This is a genomic window from Streptococcus moroccensis (assembly GCF_030812835.1).
Taxonomy (GTDB): Bacteria; Bacillota; Bacilli; order Lactobacillales; family Streptococcaceae; genus Streptococcus; species Streptococcus moroccensis.
Genome location: NZ_JAUSTM010000008.1, coordinates 1 through 21084, shown reverse-complemented (window position 1 = coordinate 21084; position 21084 = coordinate 1). Strand labels below are relative to the sequence as shown.

Below are 21084 nucleotides of genomic sequence, written 5' to 3'. Positions count from 1 at the left end.
TTTAGGAGAGTAGAAGATGGGTTACATCGATTATAGCCTTGAACCCAGATCAGACATAGCCTTTATTGACATGAAATCCTTTTACGCCAGCGTAGAATGCGTGGCAAGAGGTTTGAACCCCTTAACGACCTCTCTTTGTGTGATGAGTCGTACCGATACTTCTAAAGGATTAATTTTAGCGTCATCACCGACCTTTAAGGCTGTTTTTGGTAAGTCCAATGTAGGAAGGGCCTATGACCTTCCTTTTGATGTTGTGACGCGAAAATTTAATCCCCAAAAAGCCCGCCAAGAAGGAATTCCTATCACTCGGGAGTATGTCGAATTTATTGAAAAATGGGCTCAGAGAACCTTTATTGTTCCACCTAGGATGGATGAGTATATTGCTCAAAATATGCGAATTCAGAAAATTTTTCAAGATTTTGCCAGTCCCAGTGATATATTGCCTTATTCTATTGATGAGGCTTTTATCGATTTAACCGGTTCGCTGAACTACTTTATTCCAGAAAAGCAGTTATCGAGGCGTCAAAAATTAGATTTGGTCTCAGACCAGATTCAATACAAAATTTGGAAGGAAACAGGCGTGTATGCAACAGTTGGGATGAGCAATGCTAACCCGCTATTGGCCAAACTTGCCTTAGATAATGAGGCTAAAAAAACTCGCACGATGAGGGCTAATTGGTCTTACGAGGATGTTGAAACCAAGGTTTGGGCCCTGCCCAATCTAACAGATTTCTGGGGAATTGGGCATCGAACAGCTAAGCGCTTAAATCGTCTGGGAATCTCTACTGTCAAAGAACTAGCCAATGCTAACCCAGATAGGCTTAAAGAAGAATTTGGGGTTGTAGGGGTTCAACTCTGGTTTCATGCGAACGGTGTAGATGAGAGCAATGTTCATGAGGTCTATAAGCCAAAATCGTCTGGTTTAGGAAATGCTCAAATACTGCCCAGAGATTATACAAATCAGGCTGAAATTGAGTTGGTCCTAAAAGAAATGGCAGAGCAGGTTGCTGTTCGTTTACGAAAAAAAGGAAAAAAAACAAGCCGGGTTTCGATCTATGTAGGGTATTCCAAAATAGACAGACAACAATCGATTCAGGCGCAAACTACCCTTGATCCGACAGCCTCGACCAGGATTTTGGCAGAAACAGTTGTTCAATTATTTCGGTCTAAGTATAAGGGAGGAGCTGTTCGAAGAATTGGTGTTCGCTATTCTCGTTTTGTAGAAGACTCAGTGACAGTTCTCTCTCTATTTGATGATTTGGATGCCTTAGATAAAGAAGAGGATCTGCAGGAAACGATTGACGGTATCCGGGAGAAATTTGGGTTTACGTCGCTACAAAGGGCTAACATTCTGACGAGTGGTTCGCGTGTTAAAGCACGTAGCCTCCTAACAGGAGGGCACGCTTCGGGTGCGGCAGGAGGATTGGATGGTTTAAAATGATAGGAAATAGAGATCGCCAGTATTTACCCTTTGAATCTGCCAAAGGGTATTACGATAGAGGGATGTTGAAATGGATGGGATTCTTTTTGTCAGAATTTAACACAGCCATGGATCATTTTTCGAATCAAATGACTTTACCAGAAGCGATGCCTCTTTCTGAAAGAATGAGGGTCTTAGGGCAGTTATACCTTCAAGGGGTTGAGAGTGTTCTTATTTGTCAGAAAAACCAACAGGTCATCAAATATCAGGGGATTATCAAGGATATGAACAGCTATTATGTTCTTTTTGAGAGTTCAGAAGGGTATGTGCAGGTTCCTTATCAAGATATTTTAGGCATAGAATTAGCCGAGGAAAACCATGAATGAACAGCGATACATGCAAAACCAACTTCAGATAGATATACGCTCGGAATCGTTTTACCAACTGCAGGAAGATTTTTACCGATACTCTACCTTAGACACCCCACTGACTTTTTTGATTGATGATATCTTAGCAAGTATGGCCAAACGGCAAAAAAATTATTTCAAGCTATCAGCTCAAAAAAGTCAAGATGGGTATGAGCATCGTTTTTATTTCAAGATATCTAGCTACCCAGAAAATCGTTTGGTTAGACTCTATACTTATACAGGGATGGATACCAAATGGAGTAGAGATGCAAAGACAGGTTAAATTGGTTATATTTTAAGGCTTGTGCTATAATAAGTCTATTATATTGCGTGGAGGCATAAGAGTGAAAATAGTCATTGCCGGTGGCGGTAAGGTTGGAGAAGTACTTTGCACAGAACTGGCTAATCAACACAATGATATTGTTCTCATTGAGAAGAATCCTGATGTTTTAGATTATATGATTGATAACTACGATATCACCGGTTTAGTTGGAAATGGTGCGGCCTATGACATTCAAGTTGAGGCAGGCGTTGAGGACGCGGATGTCTTTATTGCAACAAGTCAATCAGATGAAATTAATATCATTTCTGCCATCATGGCCCGCAAAATTGGCGCTAAACACACCGTAGCTAGAATTCGAAATCCTGAATATGCTACCCAAGTGGACTTTGTCCGTGATAGTTTAGGGATTGATATGTTGATTAATCCGGATTTCTCTGCTGCAAGGGATATTGCCGCTATTATCAAGTACCCGTCCTCCCTAAGTGTTGAAACCTTTATGGGCGGTCGAATCAATTTAGTGGAATTTGAAATTTCTCCTCAGTCTTCTCTAGTTGGGATGCCTCTATCAGACTACAAGGCTAAATTTGGCAGTGTTCGGGTTTGTATTATTCATCGCGGGGATCAAATCATGATTCCAAGGGCTGATAGTAAGCTACAAGTAGGCGACCGTGTCCATGTTGCGGGACTTATGAAAGACCTTGGAAAGTTCCGTCAATGTCTTTTGGATAAAGAACGCCAAAATAGAAGTGTCATGATTGTTGGCGGTGGGCGGATTACTCACTACCTTCTAAAATTTCTATCGAAAGACCGTATAGATACTAAGGTCATTGAGGTCAATCAAGAAAGATGTGAAGTGCTGAGTGCAGAATGGCCATCAGCAACCATTGTCCAGGGGGATGGAACCGATCCGTCACTTCTAGATGATGAAGGGATTAGAGATTATGATGCTTTTGTTTCTTTGACAGGGATCGATGAAGAGAATCTCATCACATCGGTTTATGCTAAACACGCTGGTGTCAAAAAAGTAATCACCAAAATGAATCGTACTAAAATTCTTAAAATTTTAGGGGATATCAGCATCAAGTCTATCATTACCCCTAAGCAATTGATCGCTAACGATATTGTAAGATTTATCAGATCTCGTGCCAATGCTCAGGGTTCTAATGTAGAAGCATTATACCGATTGGCAGATAATCAGGTAGAGGCCTTACAGTTTCGAGTTACTAGAGATTCGAGGGTATGTGGGATTCCGTTACAAAGCTTAAAACTTCGAAAGGATTTATTGATTGTCAATATCATGCGCGATGAGGAATTAATCTTTCCGAATGGGTCAACCATGCTTCAACCCCATGACCGTGTTATTCTTGTAACGACAGATAATCAGCTGACAGATATCAATGATATTTTGGAGGCATAGGGATGAAGCATTCACTTATTCGTTATTTTATTGGAAAACTATTGCAAGTTGAAGCGGTCTTGCTGAGTCTTCCCCTGGTGGTTAGTTTTATCTATCAAGAGAGTACTCGTCAAAAATTAGCTTATGCTACTGTCATTTTAGGGCTTGTGGTTTTGGGAAGTTTCTTATCCTTTAAAAAACCTCCACAGCTACGCTTAAATGCAAGAGAAGGGATTTTTACAGTGGCCTTGTCATGGATCTGTCTGTCTATGTTTGGAGCACTGCCTTTAGTCTTTTCAGGGGAAATCCCTAATTTCTTCAATGCTTTTTTTGAAATTGCTAGTGGTTTTACTACTACGGGCTCAAGTGTCCTATCTGATTTATCAATATTAGCAAAATCCTCTTTATTTTGGCGAAGTTTTACCCACCTAATTGGAGGAATGGGGATTCTGGTTTTTACCTTGGCCATTCTTCCAAATTCAGGATCAGATACCGTACAACTGATGCGGGCAGAAGTTCCTGGCCCAGTTTTTGGTAAAATCGTTTCAAAATTAAGCCAAACGGCTCGTATTTTATACACGATTTATATTTCATTAACGGCTATTCTCGTTCTTGTTCTGTGTTTGGCTGGTGTTCCTCTTTTTGATAGCTTATTGCTTTCGTTTGGGACAGCAGGTACGGGAGGTTTCGGGGTAAGCAATGCTGGGTTTTCAATCTATCCGCATCCTCAGTTAGTCGAATGGATTATTGGTTTTGGGATGCTCTTATTTGGGGTTAACTTTAACCTCTATTATTACATGCTCATTGGATATGGCCTTTCGGCCTTTAAAGATGAAGAATTTAAAACCTATCTAGCCATTGTCGGAGCTGCCACCCTAGCGGTAACGGTTGGTATAGCTGGTTTTTATTCTAGCAACTCTGATGCTCTTCGGACAGCATTCTTTAATGTGGCTTCGATTATGACAACGACGGGATTTGCAACAGCGGACTTTAATCAATGGCATTTAATAACTCAGATGATTCTTATCCTATTGATGTTTATTGGAGGGAGTGCTGGTTCAACTGCTGGAGGACTTAAGGTCACTCGAATTATCATTTATGCTAAGATGGCACTAGCCGAGTTACGCCGGGTTGGTCAACCTCGTCGTGTTGTGTCTCTGCGATTTAACCAAAAAGTTATCGAAAAATCTACTCAGGTGAATCTTAGCCACTATCTACTTATCTATATTGTTGTCTTTATATTAATATTATTTAGCGTTGCCTTGGAGTCTAAGGACTTTACAACAGCTTTTACAGCTGTAGCTACAACTTTTAATAATATTGGACCGGGTTTGGGAGAAGTTGGCCCAATGGCTAATTTTTCTAGTTACTCCAATTGGAATAAGCTGGTCCTAACCTTTTCTATGTTAGCAGGTCGTTTAGAAATCTATCCTATTTTGATTCTTTTTGCTCCAGCAACGATAAAGGGATTATTTAAGCAAAAAAATTAAACTCTTTTCAGTGGTTGCCTAGTGTTTATTGGCAATCACTTTTTAGTTTATGGTACAATACTATTAATAGTTCTATCATCAAAAGGAGATTTAAGATGGAAAAAATAAAACTCGGACAATCCGATTTAGAAGTGTCACGTTTGGCGTTAGGTTGTATGCGACTGGCAGGCGTGGATTTGGAAAAAGCCAAGGAAGTGATCAAAACCAGTCTTGACTTAGGCATTAACTTTTTTGACCATGCCGATATTTATGGTGGTGGGCAGTCAGAAGTTCTCTTTGGGCAAGCCATCAAGGAATTAGGCGTTAAACGCGAAGACATCATCATTCAGTCAAAATGTGGGATTCGCCGAGGCTTCTTTGACTTCTCAAAAGACTATATCTTGGAATCTGTTGATGGCATTTTAGAACGCCTTCAGACAGACTACTTGGATGTCTTAGTCTTGCACCGCCCAGATGCTCTTTTAGAGCCTGAGGAAGTAGCAGAAGCTTTCAACGTTTTAAAAGCTAGTGGCAAGGTCCGTCATTTCGGGCTTAGCAATGTCAATAGTTACCAAATTGAACTGCTTCAAAGCTATCTGGAAGAGCCTCTCCTAGTTAACCAATTGCAACTAAGCATTGCGCACACTCCGATGATTGATGCCGGGCTTCAAGTCAATATGCTCACAGATGGTGGGGTTAACCGTGATGGCAGTGTGCTGGATTACTGTCGCCTTAAAAAGATTACCATTCAGACATGGTCACCGTTTTTAATTGCTCTTGATAAAGGAACCTTCTTTGGTCATCCTGACTATGCTGAGCTAAACGCTGAGTTGGAAGCATTAGCCACTGAAAAAGGCGTTGCGCCTGAAACCATTGCCATTGCCTGGATTCTGCGCCATCCTGCTAAAATGCAAGCTATTATTGGTTCAATGACACCAGAACGTCTTGAAAATGTGGCCAAGGCCTGTGACGTTATACTAACACGTCAAGAATGGTATAAGCTTTACCTCTCTGCTGGAAATATCTTGCCATAAAACGCGTCGAAATGGCATGACTGTTTATCAGGATAGACTCTTACCTTTAAGCAATCTTTTGGATTTTTATGTTTTAACGACGAAGAGTTGTGATTGCTTTAGATAAAAATACAGTTATCAAAAGTTAAGTGAATTATGATAAAAGAATTTTCAATTTTAAACCTGCAACCCAGTCAGTTTTACCTATCTGAGGCAAAACTTGAAACCATTCGTACCTGGTTTCAAGCAGATGATTTAAACCAATTCGAACCTATTTCTATTAAACAAATAGATGACCAGTGGATTATTGTCGATGGGCATTCACGGCTTTTTGTGGCATATCAACAAGGTTTGGAAATGATACCTGTTCAACTTGAGCAGGAAGACTGGAACTGGGACTTTTATCGTATTTGTATCCAAGCTACAAAGGATAAAGGAATAACCTCTATTGCAGACTTAGGAACAGAGATTCTAACTGCAGTGGATTACGACACACTATGGATAAACTGGTGTGATAAACTATATGACCGTTATTTCTCGAAAGGAAACCACAAGTGAATACCATTGATTACATTACAAAACTGACCAATACCCCATCTCCAACAGGCTACACTAAGGAAATCATGGCTTTCATTATGGCTGAAACTCAAGATTTTGGCTATGAACCAATTTTGACACCTAAAGGTGGGGTCTTGGTCACAGTTGCTGGGGCAAATGATGCCGAGCACCGCTTTATCACAGCCCACTTGGATACCTTAGGAGCTATGGTGCGGGCCATTAAGCCAGATGGGCGTCTCTAGATGGACTTGGTTGGAGGTTTTGTCTACAACGCCATCGAGGGTGAAAACTGCACCATACATATCAGCAAGACCGGCAAAACTGTATCAGGAACCATGCTGATGCACCAAACCAGTGTTCATGTCTATCGTGATGCAGGTACAGCAGAGCGCAATCAAGCCAATATGGAAGTGCGTCTAGACGAAAAAGTGACGTCCGCTGAGGAAACACGTGCCTTGGGCATTGAAGTCGGGGATTTCATCTCCTTTGATCCAAGAACTATCGTGACAGATAACGGCTTCATCAAGAGCCGCCACCTGGACGACAAGGTCAGTGCAGCTATCATGTTGCATCTTTTGAAGCAATACAAGGAAGAAGGCATCACCTTACCTTACACCACGCACTTTTATTTCTCAAACAATGAAGAAATCGGCTATGGTGGCAATTCCAATATTGATCCCAAGGTGGTTGAATACCTGGCGGTTGACATGGGCGCCATGGGGGATGACCAGCAGACCGATGAGTACACGGTGTCTATCTGTGTCAAGGACGGATCAGGCCCCTATCATTTTGAACTGCGTCAGCACCTGGTGAGCCTCTGTGAGGAAAATGACATCCCCTATAAGTTAGACATCTATCCTTACTACGGCAGTGATGCGTCTGCAGCTATGCGAGCAGGGGCAGACGTTCGTCATGCCCTTTTAGGGGCAGGGATTGAGTCCAGCCATTCTTATGAGCGGACCCATGAAGATTCTGTAAAAGCAACAGAAGCCTTGGTAGATGCCTATCTCCGAAGTGATATGATTGGTTAAAAATTGAAAAGAAGGCTCTCCATAACACTTTTAAAAAATGGAGAGCTTTTTTATAACGATTTGTTAATTTCTGAGCATAAACATTGTAAGCGGTAACTGCTTATAGTATAATAGAGACTGTAAAATTATATTTTATGAAAGTAGGAACTTTTTAATGAGTAAAATCGTTGTTGTTGGTGCTAACCACGCTGGTACAGCATGTATCAAAACTATGTTGACAAACTACGGTGACGCTAACGAAATCGTCGTATTTGACCAAAACTCAAACATTTCATTCTTGGGCTGTGGTATGGCTCTTTGGATCGGTGAGCAAATCGCCGGTGCTGATGGCTTGTTCTACTCAGACAAAGAAGAATTGGAATCACTTGGTGCAACAGTTTACATGGAGTCTCCAGTTCAACACATCGACTACGATGCTAAAACTGTTACAGCTCTTGTAGATGGTAAAGAGCACGTTGAATCATACGAAAAATTGATTTTCGCAACTGGTTCACAACCAATCCTGCCTCCAATTAAAGGAGCTGAGTTCAAGAAAGACTCTCTTGAATTTGAAGCAACACTTGAAAACCTTCAATTTGTTAAATTGTACCAAAACTCTGCAGATGTTATTGAAAAATTAAAAGACAAAGATATCAACAAAGTTGCAGTAGTTGGTGCTGGTTACATCGGTGTAGAGCTTGCTGAAGCTTTCCAACGTAAAGGCAAAGAAGTTATCCTTATTGATGTTGTCGATACCTGTCTTGCTGGCTACTATGACCGTGACTTGACTGATTTGATGTCTAAAAACTTAGAAGACAACGGCATTCAATTGGCCTTCGGTGAAACAGTTAAAGAAGTTGCCGGAGATGGCAAAGTTGAGAAAATTATCACTGACAAGAATGAATATGACGTTGATATGGTCATCCTTGCAGTCGGTTTCCGTCCAAACACAGCCTTTGCTGGAGAAAACATTGAACGTTTCCGTAACGGTGCCTTCCTTGTAAACAAAAAACAAGAAACATCAATCCCTGATATATACGCTATCGGTGACTGTGCAACAATCTATGACAACGCAACTCGCGACACCAACTATATCGCGCTTGCTTCAAACGCCGTTCGTACAGGTATCGTAGCAGCACACAACGCTTGTGGTACTGATCTTGAAGGTATCGGTGTTCAAGGTTCAAATGGTATCTCTATCTACGGCCTTAACATGGTGTCTACTGGTTTGACACTTGAAAAAGCAAAACGTCTTGGTTTCGATGCTGCAGTGACTGAGTACACAGATAACCAAAAACCTGAATTTATGGAACACGGCAACTTCCCAGTAACGCTTAAGATTGTATACGACAAGGATTCTCGTCGTATCCTTGGTGCCCAAATGGTTGCTCGTGAGGATATCTCTTTAGGTATTCACATGTTCTCATTAGCTGTACAAGAAGGTGTAACTATCGAAAAATTAGCTTTGACAGATATCTTCTTCTTGCCACACTTTAACAAGCCATATAACTACATTACAATGGCAGCCTTAAACGCTGAGTAATCTTAAAAAACCTGATTCGTCAGGTTTTTTTCTTTTGAACATGATTTTGATATAATAGAAAAAGAAATAGCAGAAGGATAAGAATATGAATCAGATCAAATGCCCCCACTGTGGGACCAGTTTTACCATCAACGAGACTGAATATAGCCAGCTCTTAGCGCAGGTCAGAGGGAGTGAGTTTGACAAGGAATTGCACGAGCGTTTGGAACGTGAAGTTGCTCTTTTAGCGGAAAAGGCCAAGAGCGAGCAGCAACTCCGTCTTTCTGAAAAGGACCAAGAAATCGCCACCCTTCAAAATCAACTGACCCAGTTTGAGGCGGAGAAGTCTCTAGCCATTAAGGATACCGAGCAGTCCCTAGCTGAGCGATTGACCCAAAAAGATCAGGAGCTCTTAATGCTCCAAAACCAACTGGATCAGCTCAAACTCTCACACCAACACGAGCTACAGCAAGCTCTGACAGAAGTCGCTAGAGAGCGAGACGGGGTCAAAAACCAGCTCCTCCTCCAGGAGAAGGAAAGTGAGCTATCTTTGGCAACAGTCAAGACTAACTACGAAGCCCAGCTCAAGGCAGCTAATGAGCAGGTAGAATTTTACAAGAACTTCAAGGCTCAGCAGTCCACCAAGGCCATCGGTGAAAGTTTGGAAGCCTATGCCGAAAGTGAGTTTAACAAGGTGCGCTCTTATGCATTTCCAAAAGCTTCCTTTGGCAAGGATAACCTGGTATCAGACAGCACCGGCTCTAAGGGTGACTTTATATTCCGAGAGTCAGATGATAATGGGGTCGAGATTCTCTCCATCATGTTTGAGATGAAAAACGAAGCCGATACGACCAAGACCAAGCACAAAAATGCAGATTTCTTCAAGGAGTTGGACAAGGACCGTAGGGAGAAAAACTGTGAGTATGCAGTCCTTGTGACCATGCTAGAGGCCGATAATGACTACTACAACACAGGGATTGTCGATGTCAGCCACGAATACCCTAAGATGTATGTGGTGCGCCCGCAGTTCTTTATCCAGCTGATTGGCCTTTTACGAAATGCTGCGCTCAATAGCCTAGCCTACAAGCAAGAGTTAGCCTTGGTCAAGGCCCAAAATATTGACATCACCAACTTTGAAGATGACCTTGAAACCTTCAAAAATGCTTTTGCTAAAAATTACCAGTCCGCCAGCAGTAATTTCCAAAAAGCTATCGATGAAATCGACAAGGCCATTAAGCGTATGGAAGCTGTTAAAGCAGCCCTGACTACCTCAGAAAACCAACTTCGCCTTGCCAATAACAAACTCGATGACGTTTCCGTTAAAAAGTTAACCCGTAAAAATCCAACCATGAAGGCCAAGTTTGATGCCTTGAAAGAAGAATAATTTATGAAAACAGTTGCCATTAAACCCTATACTGAGGAGTATATAAGGGACTGTGTCACTTTGTTTGAAGTACTAGGTTACCCTACTCATGAAGATAAACTTAGAAAAAGGTTGTCAAAGATTCTTAAGGATACTCATTTCCATCTGGATTTAGCGATTCTAGAGAATTGAGCAGTTGGTTTAATCGGTCACGCAGAAATGTCATTTTTTGAATATGATGGGGACTATATACGTATTTTAGCTTTGGCAGTAGATAATGATTTTCAAAGGTTAGGGATTGGAAGTCGTCTGATTAATCATGTCAAAACCCTAGCGCTGGAGAAGGGATGTCAGGCAATAGCCCTTAATAGCGGTCTGACTGACGAGCGTCATAAGGCACACGCTTTTTATGAAAAAAATGGTTTTCAAGAAAAATCGAAAGGCTTTGTCTGGAGATTATTAGAATAGGTATCCGTTAGGGAATAGGTAGCTGAACTGATTGTTCAAGACCTGTTAGATTTCATGTTTGGTTAGGTGGACAGGGTGTGATATAATACATTTATGATTTCAGGTATTATTAATCTAAAAAAAGAGGCTGGCATGACCAGCCATGATGCGGTTTTTAAGCTCCGCAAGATTTTACAAGAAAAGAAAATTGGCCACGGTGGTACGCTGGACCCTGATGTAACAGGTGTTTTGCCTATTGCCGTCGGTAAAGCGACCCGCATGATTGAGTTTATGCAAGAAGAAGGTAAGGTTTATGAGGGGGAAGTGACCCTTGGCTTTTCAACGACGACTGAGGATGCTTCAGGAGAGGTTGTGGAGCGGTCTGTCTTACCGGATACCCTGTCAGAAGAGGTTATTGACCAGATGATGGCGACTTTTGAGGGGGAAATTTCACAAATTCCACCCATGTATTCAGCTGTGAAGGTAGATGGCCGTAAGCTCTACGAATACGCCCGTGCGGGGGAGACGGTTAAGCGTCCCGTCCGCCAGGTGACTATTTATGAATTTACCCGTACCAGTCCGCTTAGAATTGAGGAGGGGTTAACTCGCTTTGATTTTCGGGTTAAGTGCAGTAAAGGGACCTATGTCCGGACCTTGGCGGTTGATTTGGGAGCGAAACTAGGCATCGCTAGTCACATGTCCCGTCTGGTCAGAACATCGGCTTCCGGCATGACCATCGAAAGGGCTATGACCATTAATGAGATTGAAGAGGCAGTGGCCCGAGACGATTGGTCTTTTCTCCTTCCCATAGAAGCTGCTGTCGGCGATTTGCCAAAAATTAGTTTATCCCAGGAGCAAATCGAAGATGTTAGTCACGGCCGCTTTATTACCATACCTTCAGAAGAGCCTGTTCTAGCAGCTTTTGCTGGAGAGAAATTACTGGCTATTATGGAAAAACGTGAGGACAGTTACAAGCCTCGAAAAGTCTTCAAAGACTAAGTTATGGTAGAATAGAAGTTATGAAAGTTTTCAACATTAACGATTATAAAGATATCCACCAAGAGCAAGACACCGTACTTGTTCTTGGTTATTTTGACGGGCTGCATTTAGGCCATCAGGCCCTGTTTAAAGAAGCGAGAAAGATAGCTGAAAAAGAGGGCTTGCGCGTGGCGGTCCTCACTTTTCCGGAATCTCCAAAGTTGGCTTTCACTCGTTTTGAGCCTGACTTGCTCCTTCATTTAAATAGCCCGTCAGAAAGACTAACGCGCTTTGAGGCAGCTGGTGTAGATGATCTCTATTTGATTGATTTTACAGGGGAGTTTGCTAGAACCAACTCAACTGATTTTATTGACCAGTATATTCATAGTCTTAGAGCTAAGGCTATTGTGACAGGTTTTGACTATCGGTTTGCTAGCGATCAAAAGGATGGGCACTACCTCAAAGAAGTTTTCGATGGGCAGGTGATTGTGGTTCCTGAATTGGACATGGATGGGAAAAAAATCTCATCGACACGTATCCGGCAAGCTATTTTATCAGGTAATATGCTTGAAGCCAATAGGTTACTTGGATATCCATATGATACCCATGGCATTGTGGTCCATGGAGACGCTCGGGGTCGAACAATCGGCTATCCAACAGCTAATCTAGCTCTTTTAGACCGGGTGTATATCCCTGCAGATGGGGTTTATGTCGCGGATGTGGTTATCGGTCACCAAACCTATCGGGCCATGGCAAGCATTGGCAAGAACGTGACGTTTGATGGGACAGAGCTAAGAATAGAGGCCCATATCTTTGAATTTGATGGCAACCTATATGGTCAGAAAATCAGTATTCAATGGCTCGATAAGATTCGTGAGATGGTCAAGTTTGAAAATATTGAAGCCTTAAGTCAACAATTGGAAGATGACGCCAAAATCGCCAGAGAATGGCAGGCATAAATTCACAAAAAAGTCTAGCAAAATGCTCGTAATTATTGTATAATAAAAGTAGTAAGTATGAGGATGAAGCTATGATTACCCTATTTTTATCACCGAGTTGTACCTCTTGTCGCAAGGCAAGAGCTTGGTTGACGAAACATAATGTCCCTTTTAGGGAACATAATATTATGACAAGCCCTTTAACGGCTGATGAATTGAGACATATCCTTTCCTTAACGGAAAATGGTACGGATGATTTGATTTCAACACGGTCGAAAATTTTTCAAAAATTAAATGTCGATGTTGACGATTTATCCATATCAGAGTTAATTAGTCTGATTGAAGAATACCCAAGTCTTCTGCGTCGTCCTATTTTGTTAGACCAAAAACGGATGCAAATTGGCTTCAATGAAGATGAAATCAGAGCCTTCTTGTCGAGAGATTACCGTAAGCAAGAGCTTAAAAACGCTACCTTAAAGGCAGAAATCGGTTAAGTTTCTGTCGTAAATCGTGTAAGAGTATTGGAAAGTAAGAGATAAAAACGTATGGACAAACAGTATTCATACCCTTTGGATTTGTCGTGGAGCACTGACGAAATAGCGGCAGTGCTTTCTTTTTTGAATCAAGTGGAGCTTGCTTATGAAGGTGGGGTAGACCGCCAAGCAATTCTTTCGGCCTATCAGCAGTTTAAAACAGTCGTTCCTAGCAAGGGGCAGGAACGCCAAATTGATCGTGACTTTGAAGCAGTCAGCGGCTATTCAACCTATAAAGTGGTGCAGGCTGCAAAAAACCTTGGGAAAGGAAAAGTGAGCCTTGGAAACTAAGTTTGATTTTGCAAAATCATTGGTTTGGTCTGCCGGTGCCTTTTTAAAGGCGCAGATGGACCAACCTTTTGAAATCAAGGAAAAAACAGATTTTACAGATCTGGTCACTGATATGGATCAAAAAGTTCAGGACTTCTTGATGGAAGCGATTACTGAAGCCTATCCCTCTGACTGTTTTTTAGCAGAAGAAGGCGATGTCTTTCAAGACATTCATGAAGGTAATATCTGGGTGATTGATCCCATTGATGGTACAGCTAACTTTGTTGCTCAAAAAACAGATTTTGCCATCTCAGTGGGGTATTACGAAAATGGTGTAGGACAGTTTGGCTTGATCTATGATGTGATGGCTGAGGAGATGTTCTACGGGGGCGGTGCTTTTGAAGTGTTCTGCAACGAAACCCCTTTGCCAGCTTTTGAAGAGCGGCCTTACAGCCAGAGTTTATTAGCTATTAATCCTGGGATGTATCGCCATAATGTGGCTGGCGTTGGAGATTTGGCTAGCCAATTTTTGGGAGTTAGAACCTATGGTTCGGCAGCACTAAGCGCGTCTAAAGTCCTAGCAGGTCAGCTTTATGGCTATATTTCCAATATCAGTCCCTGGGATTACGGGGCGTCAAAGATTATGGGAGACCGCTTGGGTTATGCCACGGTGACCTTATCAGGGGAAGAGCCGTCTTTTAAAGAGCGTGAGTTTATCATGATGGTCCCTAAAACACGTTTAGCAGATATTCAAAAAGTATTGGAGATTTAATGCAGTTACCAGAATCCTTTCGGTTGAGATATGAAAAATGGCTTGGCACAGAAGAGGCCCAAGCTTTTTTTCAAACATTTCAGCAACCCGCAGTAACAGGTTTTCGAACCAATCCTTTGAAGGAGAATCAGAGATCTTTTGACGCGCCAATTCCCAGTATGCCTTGGTCCTATTACGGCAAGGTATCAGGGAAATCCTTGGAGCATGTAACAGGGCTTGTTTATTCACAAGAACCAGCTGCTCAGGTTGTTGGTCAAATAGCCCAGCCAGAACCTGGCATGAAGGTGCTGGACCTCTGTGCTGCTCCCGGTGGTAAGTCAACACATCTATTGAGTTATCTCAATAATCAAGGGATCTTAGTATCTAATGAGATAAACAAAAAACGCAGTAAAATTCTTGTCGAAAATATCGAACGTTTTGGGGCCCGAAATGTTATTGTGACCAATGAATCTGCAGAGCGTCTCGCTAAGGTGTTCAAAGCGTATTTTGATCTTATTGTCCTTGATGCCCCTTGCTCGGGAGAAGGGATGTTTCGAAAAGACCCTGATGCCATCAATTATTGGTCAGAAGATTACCCAGCTAGCTGTGCCAGGTTACAAAGGAAAATCATTCAAGATGCTATGATTATGTTAAAACCCGGCGGACGCCTCGTGTATTCGACCTGCACATGGGCACCTGAGGAAAATGAAGACATTGTGAATTGGGTATTAGAGGAATTTCCAGATTTTAACCTTATTCCTGTGGCTAAAATCAATGGTATGGTTGAGGGACTTGGTCAGCCTGAGACGGCTCGGATGTATCCCCATCATTTTAAAGGGGAAGGGCAGTTTGTGGCGCATTTCCAGGACAAAAAGCAAGGGATATCAGATAAACCTGTAAAATCAGGCAAGTCAAATCTGACTAAGGATCAGTTGCATTATTGGAGGGAGTTTGAAAGCAAGCACTTGAACGTGAAACTAGAGGGTATCTTGCAAACCTTTGGCGATGAACTGTATCTGGTTCCTCAAGGATTACCTGATTTGAGTAAGATGCGATTAGCCAGAAATGGCCTCCATTTGGGAACCTATAAGACCAAACGGTTTGAACCTAGCTTTGCTTTGGGAGTCGCTCTCAAACCAAAAGAAGTTATGCAATCCCTGACATTATGTGACGAAGAGGCTGAACGCTACATCAGAGGAGAGGCTTTAGCGCTGAATAGTTCACTTCCTAACGGATGGTATCAAGTTTTGGTCGCAGGCAATGGTTTAGGCTTTGCCAAATGGGTCAATGGAACCCTAAAAAATTACTATCCTAAAGGCCTTAGAATGAAGTAAACTGCTTTTCAAATAGATTCAACTATGTTATAGTTGAAAGAGGGAAATTCTGTAAAATTTTTGTGAAGTTAAGGTAAATTTCCCTCTTTTAAGAATAAAGGAGACATCCGTGAAAATAAAACGCAAATGGAGCCGAATGCTCGTGGTGGCTTTAGCTGCCGTAAACCTCTCAGCTTGTGCCAGTTGGATCGACAAAGGTGAATCGATTACTGCGGTTGGATCAACGGCATTGCAACCACTTGTTGAGGCTGCAGCCCATGAATTTGGTCAAGAGAACCTCGGTAAAACGGTTAACGTCCAAGGTGGTGGTTCCGGTACAGGTCTTTCTCAAGTCCAATCTGGTGCCGTCCAGATAGGAAATAGTGACCTCTTTGCTGAAGAAAAAGATGGTATTGATGCCAGTGTTCTTGTCGATCACCAAGTAGCGGTTGCAGGCTTAGCAGTAATTGTCAACAGCAAAGTCACTGTTGATGATGTGACGACAGAAGAACTTCGACAGATTTTCATTGGAGAAATCTCAAACTGGAAGGAACTAGGCGGTGCAGACTTAGAAATTTCCATCATTAATCGCGCAGCCAGCTCAGGGTCCCGTGCGACTTTTGATAGTATTATTATGGATGGTGTTGCTGCCAAACAGAGCCAAGAACAAGATTCCAACGGGATGGTTAAATCCATTGTCTCTCAGACACCAGGTGCCATTTCTTACCTTGCTTTTGCTTATGTTGATGATTCCGTGAAAAAATTAAAACTCAATGGTTTTGAAGCAACTGCTGAAAATGTAGCTACCAATGATTGGCCAATCTGGGCTTATGAGCACATGTATACCAAGGGTGAGCCTACTGAGTTGACCAAAGAGTTTATGGATTATATGATGAGTGACGAAGTGCAAACGGGTATTGTGCCGACTATTGGTTATATCTCTATCAATGAGATGAAAGTAACCAAAGACGCTCAGGGCAATGTGACAACAAAATAAGGAGGAACCATGAAAAATGAAGAATTGGCGAAAAAATTGACCACACCGTCAAAAAATTCTCGCCTTGAAAAATTTGGAAAAACGATTACCTTTTTATGTCTAGCCCTCATTGTCTTTGTTGTTGCTATGATTCTCATTTTTGTGGCTCAAAAAGGTTTGTCCACCTTCTTTGTGGATAAGGTTAATCCCTTAGATTTTCTATTTGGAAAAGTATGGCAACCAAGTGTTAAAGATGCTGATGGAAATCCCTATCTTGGTGCTTTACCTATGATTATGGGTTCCTTTATTGTAACGATTTTATCGGCCTTGATTGCAACACCTTTTGCTATTGGAGCAGCTGTCTTTATGACCGAGGTCTCTCCTAAGTATGGTAAAAAAATTCTCCAACCGGTTATCGAACTACTCGTTGGTATCCCATCAGTTGTTTATGGGTTTATCGGTCTTCAAGTGGTTGTACCATTTGTACGTTCTATTTTTGGAGGAACCGGTTTTGGGATCTTATCAGGGGTATTCGTCCTCTTTGTTATGATTTTACCGACAGTAACCTTTATGACAGTTGATAGCTTGCGAGCTGTTCCACGTCACTATAAGGAAGCCAGTCTGGCCATGGGAGCGACAAGATGGCAAACGATCTGGCGTGTGATCTTAAATGCGGCCCGTCCTGGGATCTTCACGGCAGTCATCTTCGGGATGGCTCGTGCTTTTGGTGAAGCCCTAGCGATTCAGATGGTCGTTGGTAACTCGGCTGTTATTCCAACCTCGTTAACGACACCAGCAGCGACCCTAACCTCAGTCTTGACTATGGGAATTGGAAATACTGTTATGGGAACTGTTCAAAATAACGTTCTCTGGTCATTGGCTTTGGTCTTACTCTTTATGAGCTTGGCCTTCAATATGCTGATGAAGTTCATCACTCGAGAAAGGAAGAAGAACTATGCACGCTAAAAAAGTTGATAAATTAGCAACAGGCATTTTATATACAATTGCTGTTATTATCGTTACCATTTTGGCATCCTTAATACTCTTCATTCTTTTTAGAGGTCTGCCACATATCAGTTGGTCCTTTCTGACCAGTCCATCATCATCTTACCAAGCCGGTGGTGGTATCGGGATACAGCTTTACAATTCCTTCTTCCTTTTGGTGGTTACACTGATTATCTCTATTCCAATTTCAATGGGAGCGGGAATCTATCTTTCTGAATATGCTAAAAAAGGACCGTTGACAAGCTTTATCCGGACTTGTATTGAGATTCTTTCCTCTCTGCCATCGGTAGTTGTCGGTCTCTTTGGTTACTTGATTTTCGTTGTTCAATTCCAATACGGCTTTTCTATTATTTCAGGTGCCTTGGCGCTAACTGTCTTTAACTTGCCTCAGATGACACGTACAGTAGAAGATAGCCTGCGAAATGTTCACCACACGCAACGGGAAGCTGGATTAGCTTTAGGCCTTTCGCGATGGGAAACGATTGTCCATGTTGTTATTCCTGAGGCACTGCCAGGGATTGTTACTGGGATTGTGTTAGCTTCTGGACGTATTTTTGGTGAAGCTGCAGCCCTCATCTACACGGCTGGTCAATCAGCACCAGCTCTTGATTGGTCTAACTGGAACATTTTTAGTGTAACCAGTCCGATTTCGATTTTCCGTCAAGCAGAAACCCTTGCCGTCCACATTTGGAAGGTTAACAGTGAAGGCACCATTCCTGATGCTGTCCAAGTTTCTGCTGGTAGTGCAGCGGTACTGTTAATCTTTATCTTGATTTTCAATCTTTCTGCGCGTCGCTTAGGTCAGACGTTGTATAAGAGATTAACTTCTGCAGAATAATACCTGTTTGGTTGGTTTTTAACCAAGAATTTCTTGTTTTTAAAATTAAGAAGGAGTCTTAATGGCCGAATATAATTGGAATGAACGCCATATCATCACCTTTCCTCAAGAGACAATCGCCCTCGAAACAAAGGATCTTCATGTTTATTATGGGTCGAATGAGGCTATCAAAGGAATTGATATGCAGTTTGAAAAAAATAAAATCACAGCCTTAATTGGTCCATCAGGCTGTGGGAAATCAACTTATTTACGCAGTCTTAACCGCATGAATGATACGATTGATGTCGCTAAAGTTACAGGTGAAATTTTGTATGAAGGGATTGACGTCAACCGTGCTGATATGAACGTTTACGAAATCCGTAAACATATTGGAATGGTTTTCCAACGTCCGAATCCTTTTGCAAAATCCATTTATAATAACATCACGTTTGCCCATGAGCGTGCTGGAATTAAGGATAAAAAAATCCTGGATGAGATTGTCGAAACGTCTCTGAAACAAGCGGCGCTTTGGGATCAGGTTAAAGATGACCTTCACAAATCTGCCTTCACACTTTCAGGTGGACAACAACAACGTCTTTGTATTGCTCGGGCGATTTCTGTAAAGCCTGATATCTTGCTCATGGATGAACCAGCTTCAGCTTTAGATCCGATTGCAACCATGCAACTTGAAGAAACCATGATGGAACTCAAGAAAAACTATACGATCATCATTGTGACTCACAATATGCAACAGGCAGCGCGTTCTAGCGATTTTACAGCCTTTTTCTATCTGGGCGATCTCATTGAATATGATAAAACCAAAAAAATCTTCCAGGATGCTCAATGTCAGTCGACGATGGACTATGTTACTGGTCGATTCGGATAGAAAGGGAAATGATGACAGAACCAATTTTAAGTGTTAAAGACCTATCGGTCTATTATAAAAAGAAAAAAGCCTTGGATAGTGTTTCCGTTGACTTTTTACCTCACGAAATCACAGCTCTGATTGGTCCATCTGGATCTGGAAAATCGACGCTTTTGCGTTCCATCAATAGGATGAATGATTTAAATCCAGAAGTTACTTTGACTGGAACGGTGACTTATAATGGACATAATATTTATAGTCCTAGAACAGATACCGTTGACCTCCGTAAAGAAATCGGCATGGTTTTCCAGCAACCCAATCCTTTCTTAATGTCCATTTATGAAAATGTCGTCTACGGACTGCGCATCAAGGGGATTAAAGACAAGGCTGTCCTGGATGAAGCTGTTGAAAAAGCACTTCGAGGGGCATCGATTTGGGATGAGGTCAAAGACCGTTTAGATGACTCTGCTGTTGGACTCTCTGGTGGACAGCAGCAACGGGTGTGCGTTGCTCGTGTGTTAGCTACTAGTCCTAAAATCATCCTTTTAGACGAGCCAACTTCTGCCCTTGATCCGATTTCTGCAGGAAAAATTGAAGAGACGCTATTTGATCTCAAAAAAGATTACACGCTTTTGTTGGTAACTCGTTCCATGCAACAAGCGTCTCGGATTTCAGAGCGAACCGGTTTTTTCCTAGATGGGAAACTGATTGAATTTGGGAAAACCAAAGAAATGTTCTTAAATCCGAAACATAAGGAAACAGAAGATTACATTACCGGTAAATTTGGTTAGTCATGCTAAGGATGATATCGATTAAACCTTATAGGCGACGATTAATATGACCCTAGCTATTCTGTTAGATTTACGAGCTTTTGATGAGTTTCCTGGACTAAAGCATGGTCCTATGTTCAGGAGAGTTATCAACCTTGATGAAATTCAAAAGGAGATCAAGATGCTGAGAGCACAATTTGAAGAAGAATTAGAGAAATTGCACAATCAATTTTATGCTATGGGAACAGAGGTTCTGGCACAAATCAATAAGACTGTGCGAGCCTTTGTTAGCCACGATCGTGAGTTGGCCCAGGAAGTTATTATAGGCGACGAAGAGGTTAATAACTACGAATTAAAACTGGAGAAAAAATCTCTAGAAATTATTGCCCTACAACAACCTGTTGCAAATGATTTGCGGACCGTTATTACAGTATTAAAAGCTTCAAGTGATGTGGAGCGAATGGGTGACCACGCCTTATCCATTGCAGAAGCAACTATCCGTATGAAGGGTGAAACACGACTCAAAGAAGTTGAAGAAGAAATCAGCAAAATGGGTCGTGCGGTTAAGTTAATGGTTGAAGAGACAATGCATGCCTATATCAAGGGAGACGACGAGAAAGCAAGGGAAATTGCAGCTTCAGACATCGCTATTGATAATATGTATAATGCTATTCAAGCTTTAACCATTGAATTAATCAAGGAAAACCCAGAGGCTGTTGTTGCCGGGAAGGACTATTTCCAAGTTCTGACATATTTGGAGCGTATTGGAGATTATGCAACCAACATCTGTGAATGGGTAGTTTTCCTTAAAACAGGTAAAATTATTGAATTGTAATTGCAAAAAGAGAGACACAACTAGCCATAATAGTTGTGTCTCTCTTTTTAGTTATGTGACTTTAAGTCCGTTTCGCTCCGCAGGTGCGAAACAAATAAACCACCCGCTATGCGGGTGCGCATCGCTGGTTATACCAAAAAACTCC

At 41.9% G+C, this 21084-nt stretch carries 22 protein-coding genes and 1 pseudogene; all 23 read left to right on the top strand.

The annotated features are described in order from the left end of the window. The first annotated feature begins 16 nt into the window (after positions 1 to 16). A complete protein-coding gene (locus J2S23_RS05110) occupies positions 17 to 1441 on the top strand; it encodes a Y-family DNA polymerase (protein WP_307121673.1) in 1425 nt (474 codons plus the stop codon). Beyond that, positions 1438 to 1806 (top strand): hypothetical protein, encoded by a 369-nt coding sequence (locus J2S23_RS05105; RefSeq protein WP_307121672.1) that lies wholly within the window; start codon positions 1438 to 1440, stop codon positions 1804 to 1806. Before J2S23_RS05110 ends, J2S23_RS05105 begins: the two co-directional genes overlap by 4 nt. Then, entirely contained in the window at positions 1799 to 2110 is a 312-nt protein-coding gene (locus J2S23_RS05100) for a DUF5960 family protein (RefSeq protein ID WP_307121671.1), read from the top strand. The genes J2S23_RS05105 and J2S23_RS05100 overlap by 8 nt, the downstream gene beginning before the upstream one ends. 61 nt (positions 2111 to 2171) lie before the next feature. Beyond that, a complete protein-coding gene (gene trkA, locus J2S23_RS05095) occupies positions 2172 to 3527 on the top strand; it encodes a Trk system potassium transporter TrkA (RefSeq protein WP_307121670.1) in 1356 nt (451 codons plus the stop codon). Between the two features lie 2 nt (positions 3528 to 3529). Beyond that, the gene (locus tag J2S23_RS05090) at positions 3530 to 4996 is read left to right on the top strand and encodes a TrkH family potassium uptake protein (protein WP_307121669.1); all 1467 of its coding nucleotides are present in this window, start codon (positions 3530 to 3532) and stop codon (positions 4994 to 4996) included. 95 nt (positions 4997 to 5091) lie between these two features. After that, on the top strand, positions 5092 to 6009 hold the full coding sequence (locus J2S23_RS05085; protein WP_307121668.1) for an aldo/keto reductase: 918 nt from the start codon (positions 5092 to 5094) through the stop codon (positions 6007 to 6009). Positions 6010 to 6144: 135 nt separating this feature from the next. Beyond that, the gene (locus J2S23_RS05080; RefSeq protein WP_307121667.1) at positions 6145 to 6546 is read left to right on the top strand and encodes a hypothetical protein; all 402 of its coding nucleotides are present in this window, start codon (positions 6145 to 6147) and stop codon (positions 6544 to 6546) included. Beyond that, positions 6543 to 7577, top strand: a pseudogene (locus J2S23_RS05075) (M42 family metallopeptidase). Before J2S23_RS05080 ends, J2S23_RS05075 begins: the two are co-directional and overlap by 4 nt. A 154-nt stretch (positions 7578 to 7731) precedes the next feature. Further along, positions 7732 to 9099: a H2O-forming NADH oxidase gene (gene nox, locus J2S23_RS05070; protein WP_307121666.1), complete on the top strand. Its 1368-nt coding sequence runs from the start codon at positions 7732 to 7734 to the stop codon at positions 9097 to 9099. Between the two features lie 85 nt (positions 9100 to 9184). Beyond that, positions 9185 to 10462 (top strand): DUF2130 domain-containing protein, encoded by a 1278-nt coding sequence (locus tag J2S23_RS05065; RefSeq protein ID WP_307121665.1) that lies wholly within the window; start codon positions 9185 to 9187, stop codon positions 10460 to 10462. 183 nt (positions 10463 to 10645) lie between these two features. Next, a complete protein-coding gene (locus J2S23_RS05060) occupies positions 10646 to 10909 on the top strand; it encodes a GNAT family N-acetyltransferase (protein WP_307121740.1) in 264 nt (87 codons plus the stop codon). A gap of 93 nt (positions 10910 to 11002) precedes the next feature. Then, entirely contained in the window at positions 11003 to 11887 is an 885-nt protein-coding gene (truB, locus tag J2S23_RS05055; protein WP_307121664.1) for a tRNA pseudouridine(55) synthase TruB, read from the top strand. A gap of 20 nt (positions 11888 to 11907) precedes the next feature. Beyond that, positions 11908 to 12825: a bifunctional riboflavin kinase/FAD synthetase gene (locus tag J2S23_RS05050; RefSeq protein ID WP_307121663.1), complete on the top strand. Its 918-nt coding sequence runs from the start codon at positions 11908 to 11910 to the stop codon at positions 12823 to 12825. Positions 12826 to 12896: 71 nt separating this feature from the next. Then, a complete protein-coding gene (locus J2S23_RS05045) occupies positions 12897 to 13298 on the top strand; it encodes a Spx/MgsR family RNA polymerase-binding regulatory protein (protein ID WP_307121662.1) in 402 nt (133 codons plus the stop codon). A 51-nt stretch (positions 13299 to 13349) separates the two neighbouring features. After that, complete coding sequence (locus J2S23_RS05040) at positions 13350 to 13628, top strand: UPF0223 family protein (protein WP_307121661.1); 279 nt, start codon at positions 13350 to 13352, stop codon at positions 13626 to 13628. After that, on the top strand, positions 13618 to 14379 hold the full coding sequence (locus J2S23_RS05035) for an inositol monophosphatase family protein (protein WP_307121660.1): 762 nt from the start codon (positions 13618 to 13620) through the stop codon (positions 14377 to 14379). The genes J2S23_RS05040 and J2S23_RS05035 overlap by 11 nt, the downstream gene beginning before the upstream one ends. Then, positions 14379 to 15692 (top strand): RsmB/NOP family class I SAM-dependent RNA methyltransferase, encoded by a 1314-nt coding sequence (locus tag J2S23_RS05030; RefSeq protein ID WP_307121659.1) that lies wholly within the window; start codon positions 14379 to 14381, stop codon positions 15690 to 15692. The genes J2S23_RS05035 and J2S23_RS05030 overlap by 1 nt, the downstream gene beginning before the upstream one ends. Before the next feature lie 136 nt (positions 15693 to 15828). Then, a complete protein-coding gene (locus J2S23_RS05025; RefSeq protein WP_307121739.1) occupies positions 15829 to 16668 on the top strand; it encodes a phosphate ABC transporter substrate-binding protein PstS family protein in 840 nt (279 codons plus the stop codon). Positions 16669 to 16677: 9 nt separating this feature from the next. After that, positions 16678 to 17613, top strand: coding sequence for a phosphate ABC transporter permease subunit PstC (gene pstC / locus J2S23_RS05020; protein ID WP_307121658.1), 936 nt, complete (start codon positions 16678 to 16680; stop codon positions 17611 to 17613). After that, positions 17603 to 18490, top strand: a complete 888-nt coding sequence (gene pstA / locus J2S23_RS05015) for a phosphate ABC transporter permease PstA (RefSeq protein ID WP_307121657.1) — start codon at positions 17603 to 17605, stop codon at positions 18488 to 18490. The genes pstC and pstA overlap by 11 nt, the downstream gene beginning before the upstream one ends. 61 nt (positions 18491 to 18551) lie before the next feature. Next, entirely contained in the window at positions 18552 to 19355 is an 804-nt protein-coding gene (pstB, locus tag J2S23_RS05010; RefSeq protein ID WP_307121656.1) for a phosphate ABC transporter ATP-binding protein PstB, read from the top strand. An 11-nt stretch (positions 19356 to 19366) separates the two neighbouring features. Then, on the top strand, positions 19367 to 20125 hold the full coding sequence (gene pstB, locus J2S23_RS05005; protein WP_307121738.1) for a phosphate ABC transporter ATP-binding protein PstB: 759 nt from the start codon (positions 19367 to 19369) through the stop codon (positions 20123 to 20125). 160 nt (positions 20126 to 20285) lie between these two features. Continuing rightward, positions 20286 to 20939 carry a phosphate signaling complex protein PhoU gene (gene phoU / locus J2S23_RS05000; RefSeq protein ID WP_307121655.1) on the top strand — a complete coding sequence of 218 codons (654 nt, stop codon included), beginning with the start codon at positions 20286 to 20288 and terminating at the stop codon, positions 20937 to 20939. Positions 20940 to 21084 lie beyond the last annotated feature (145 nt).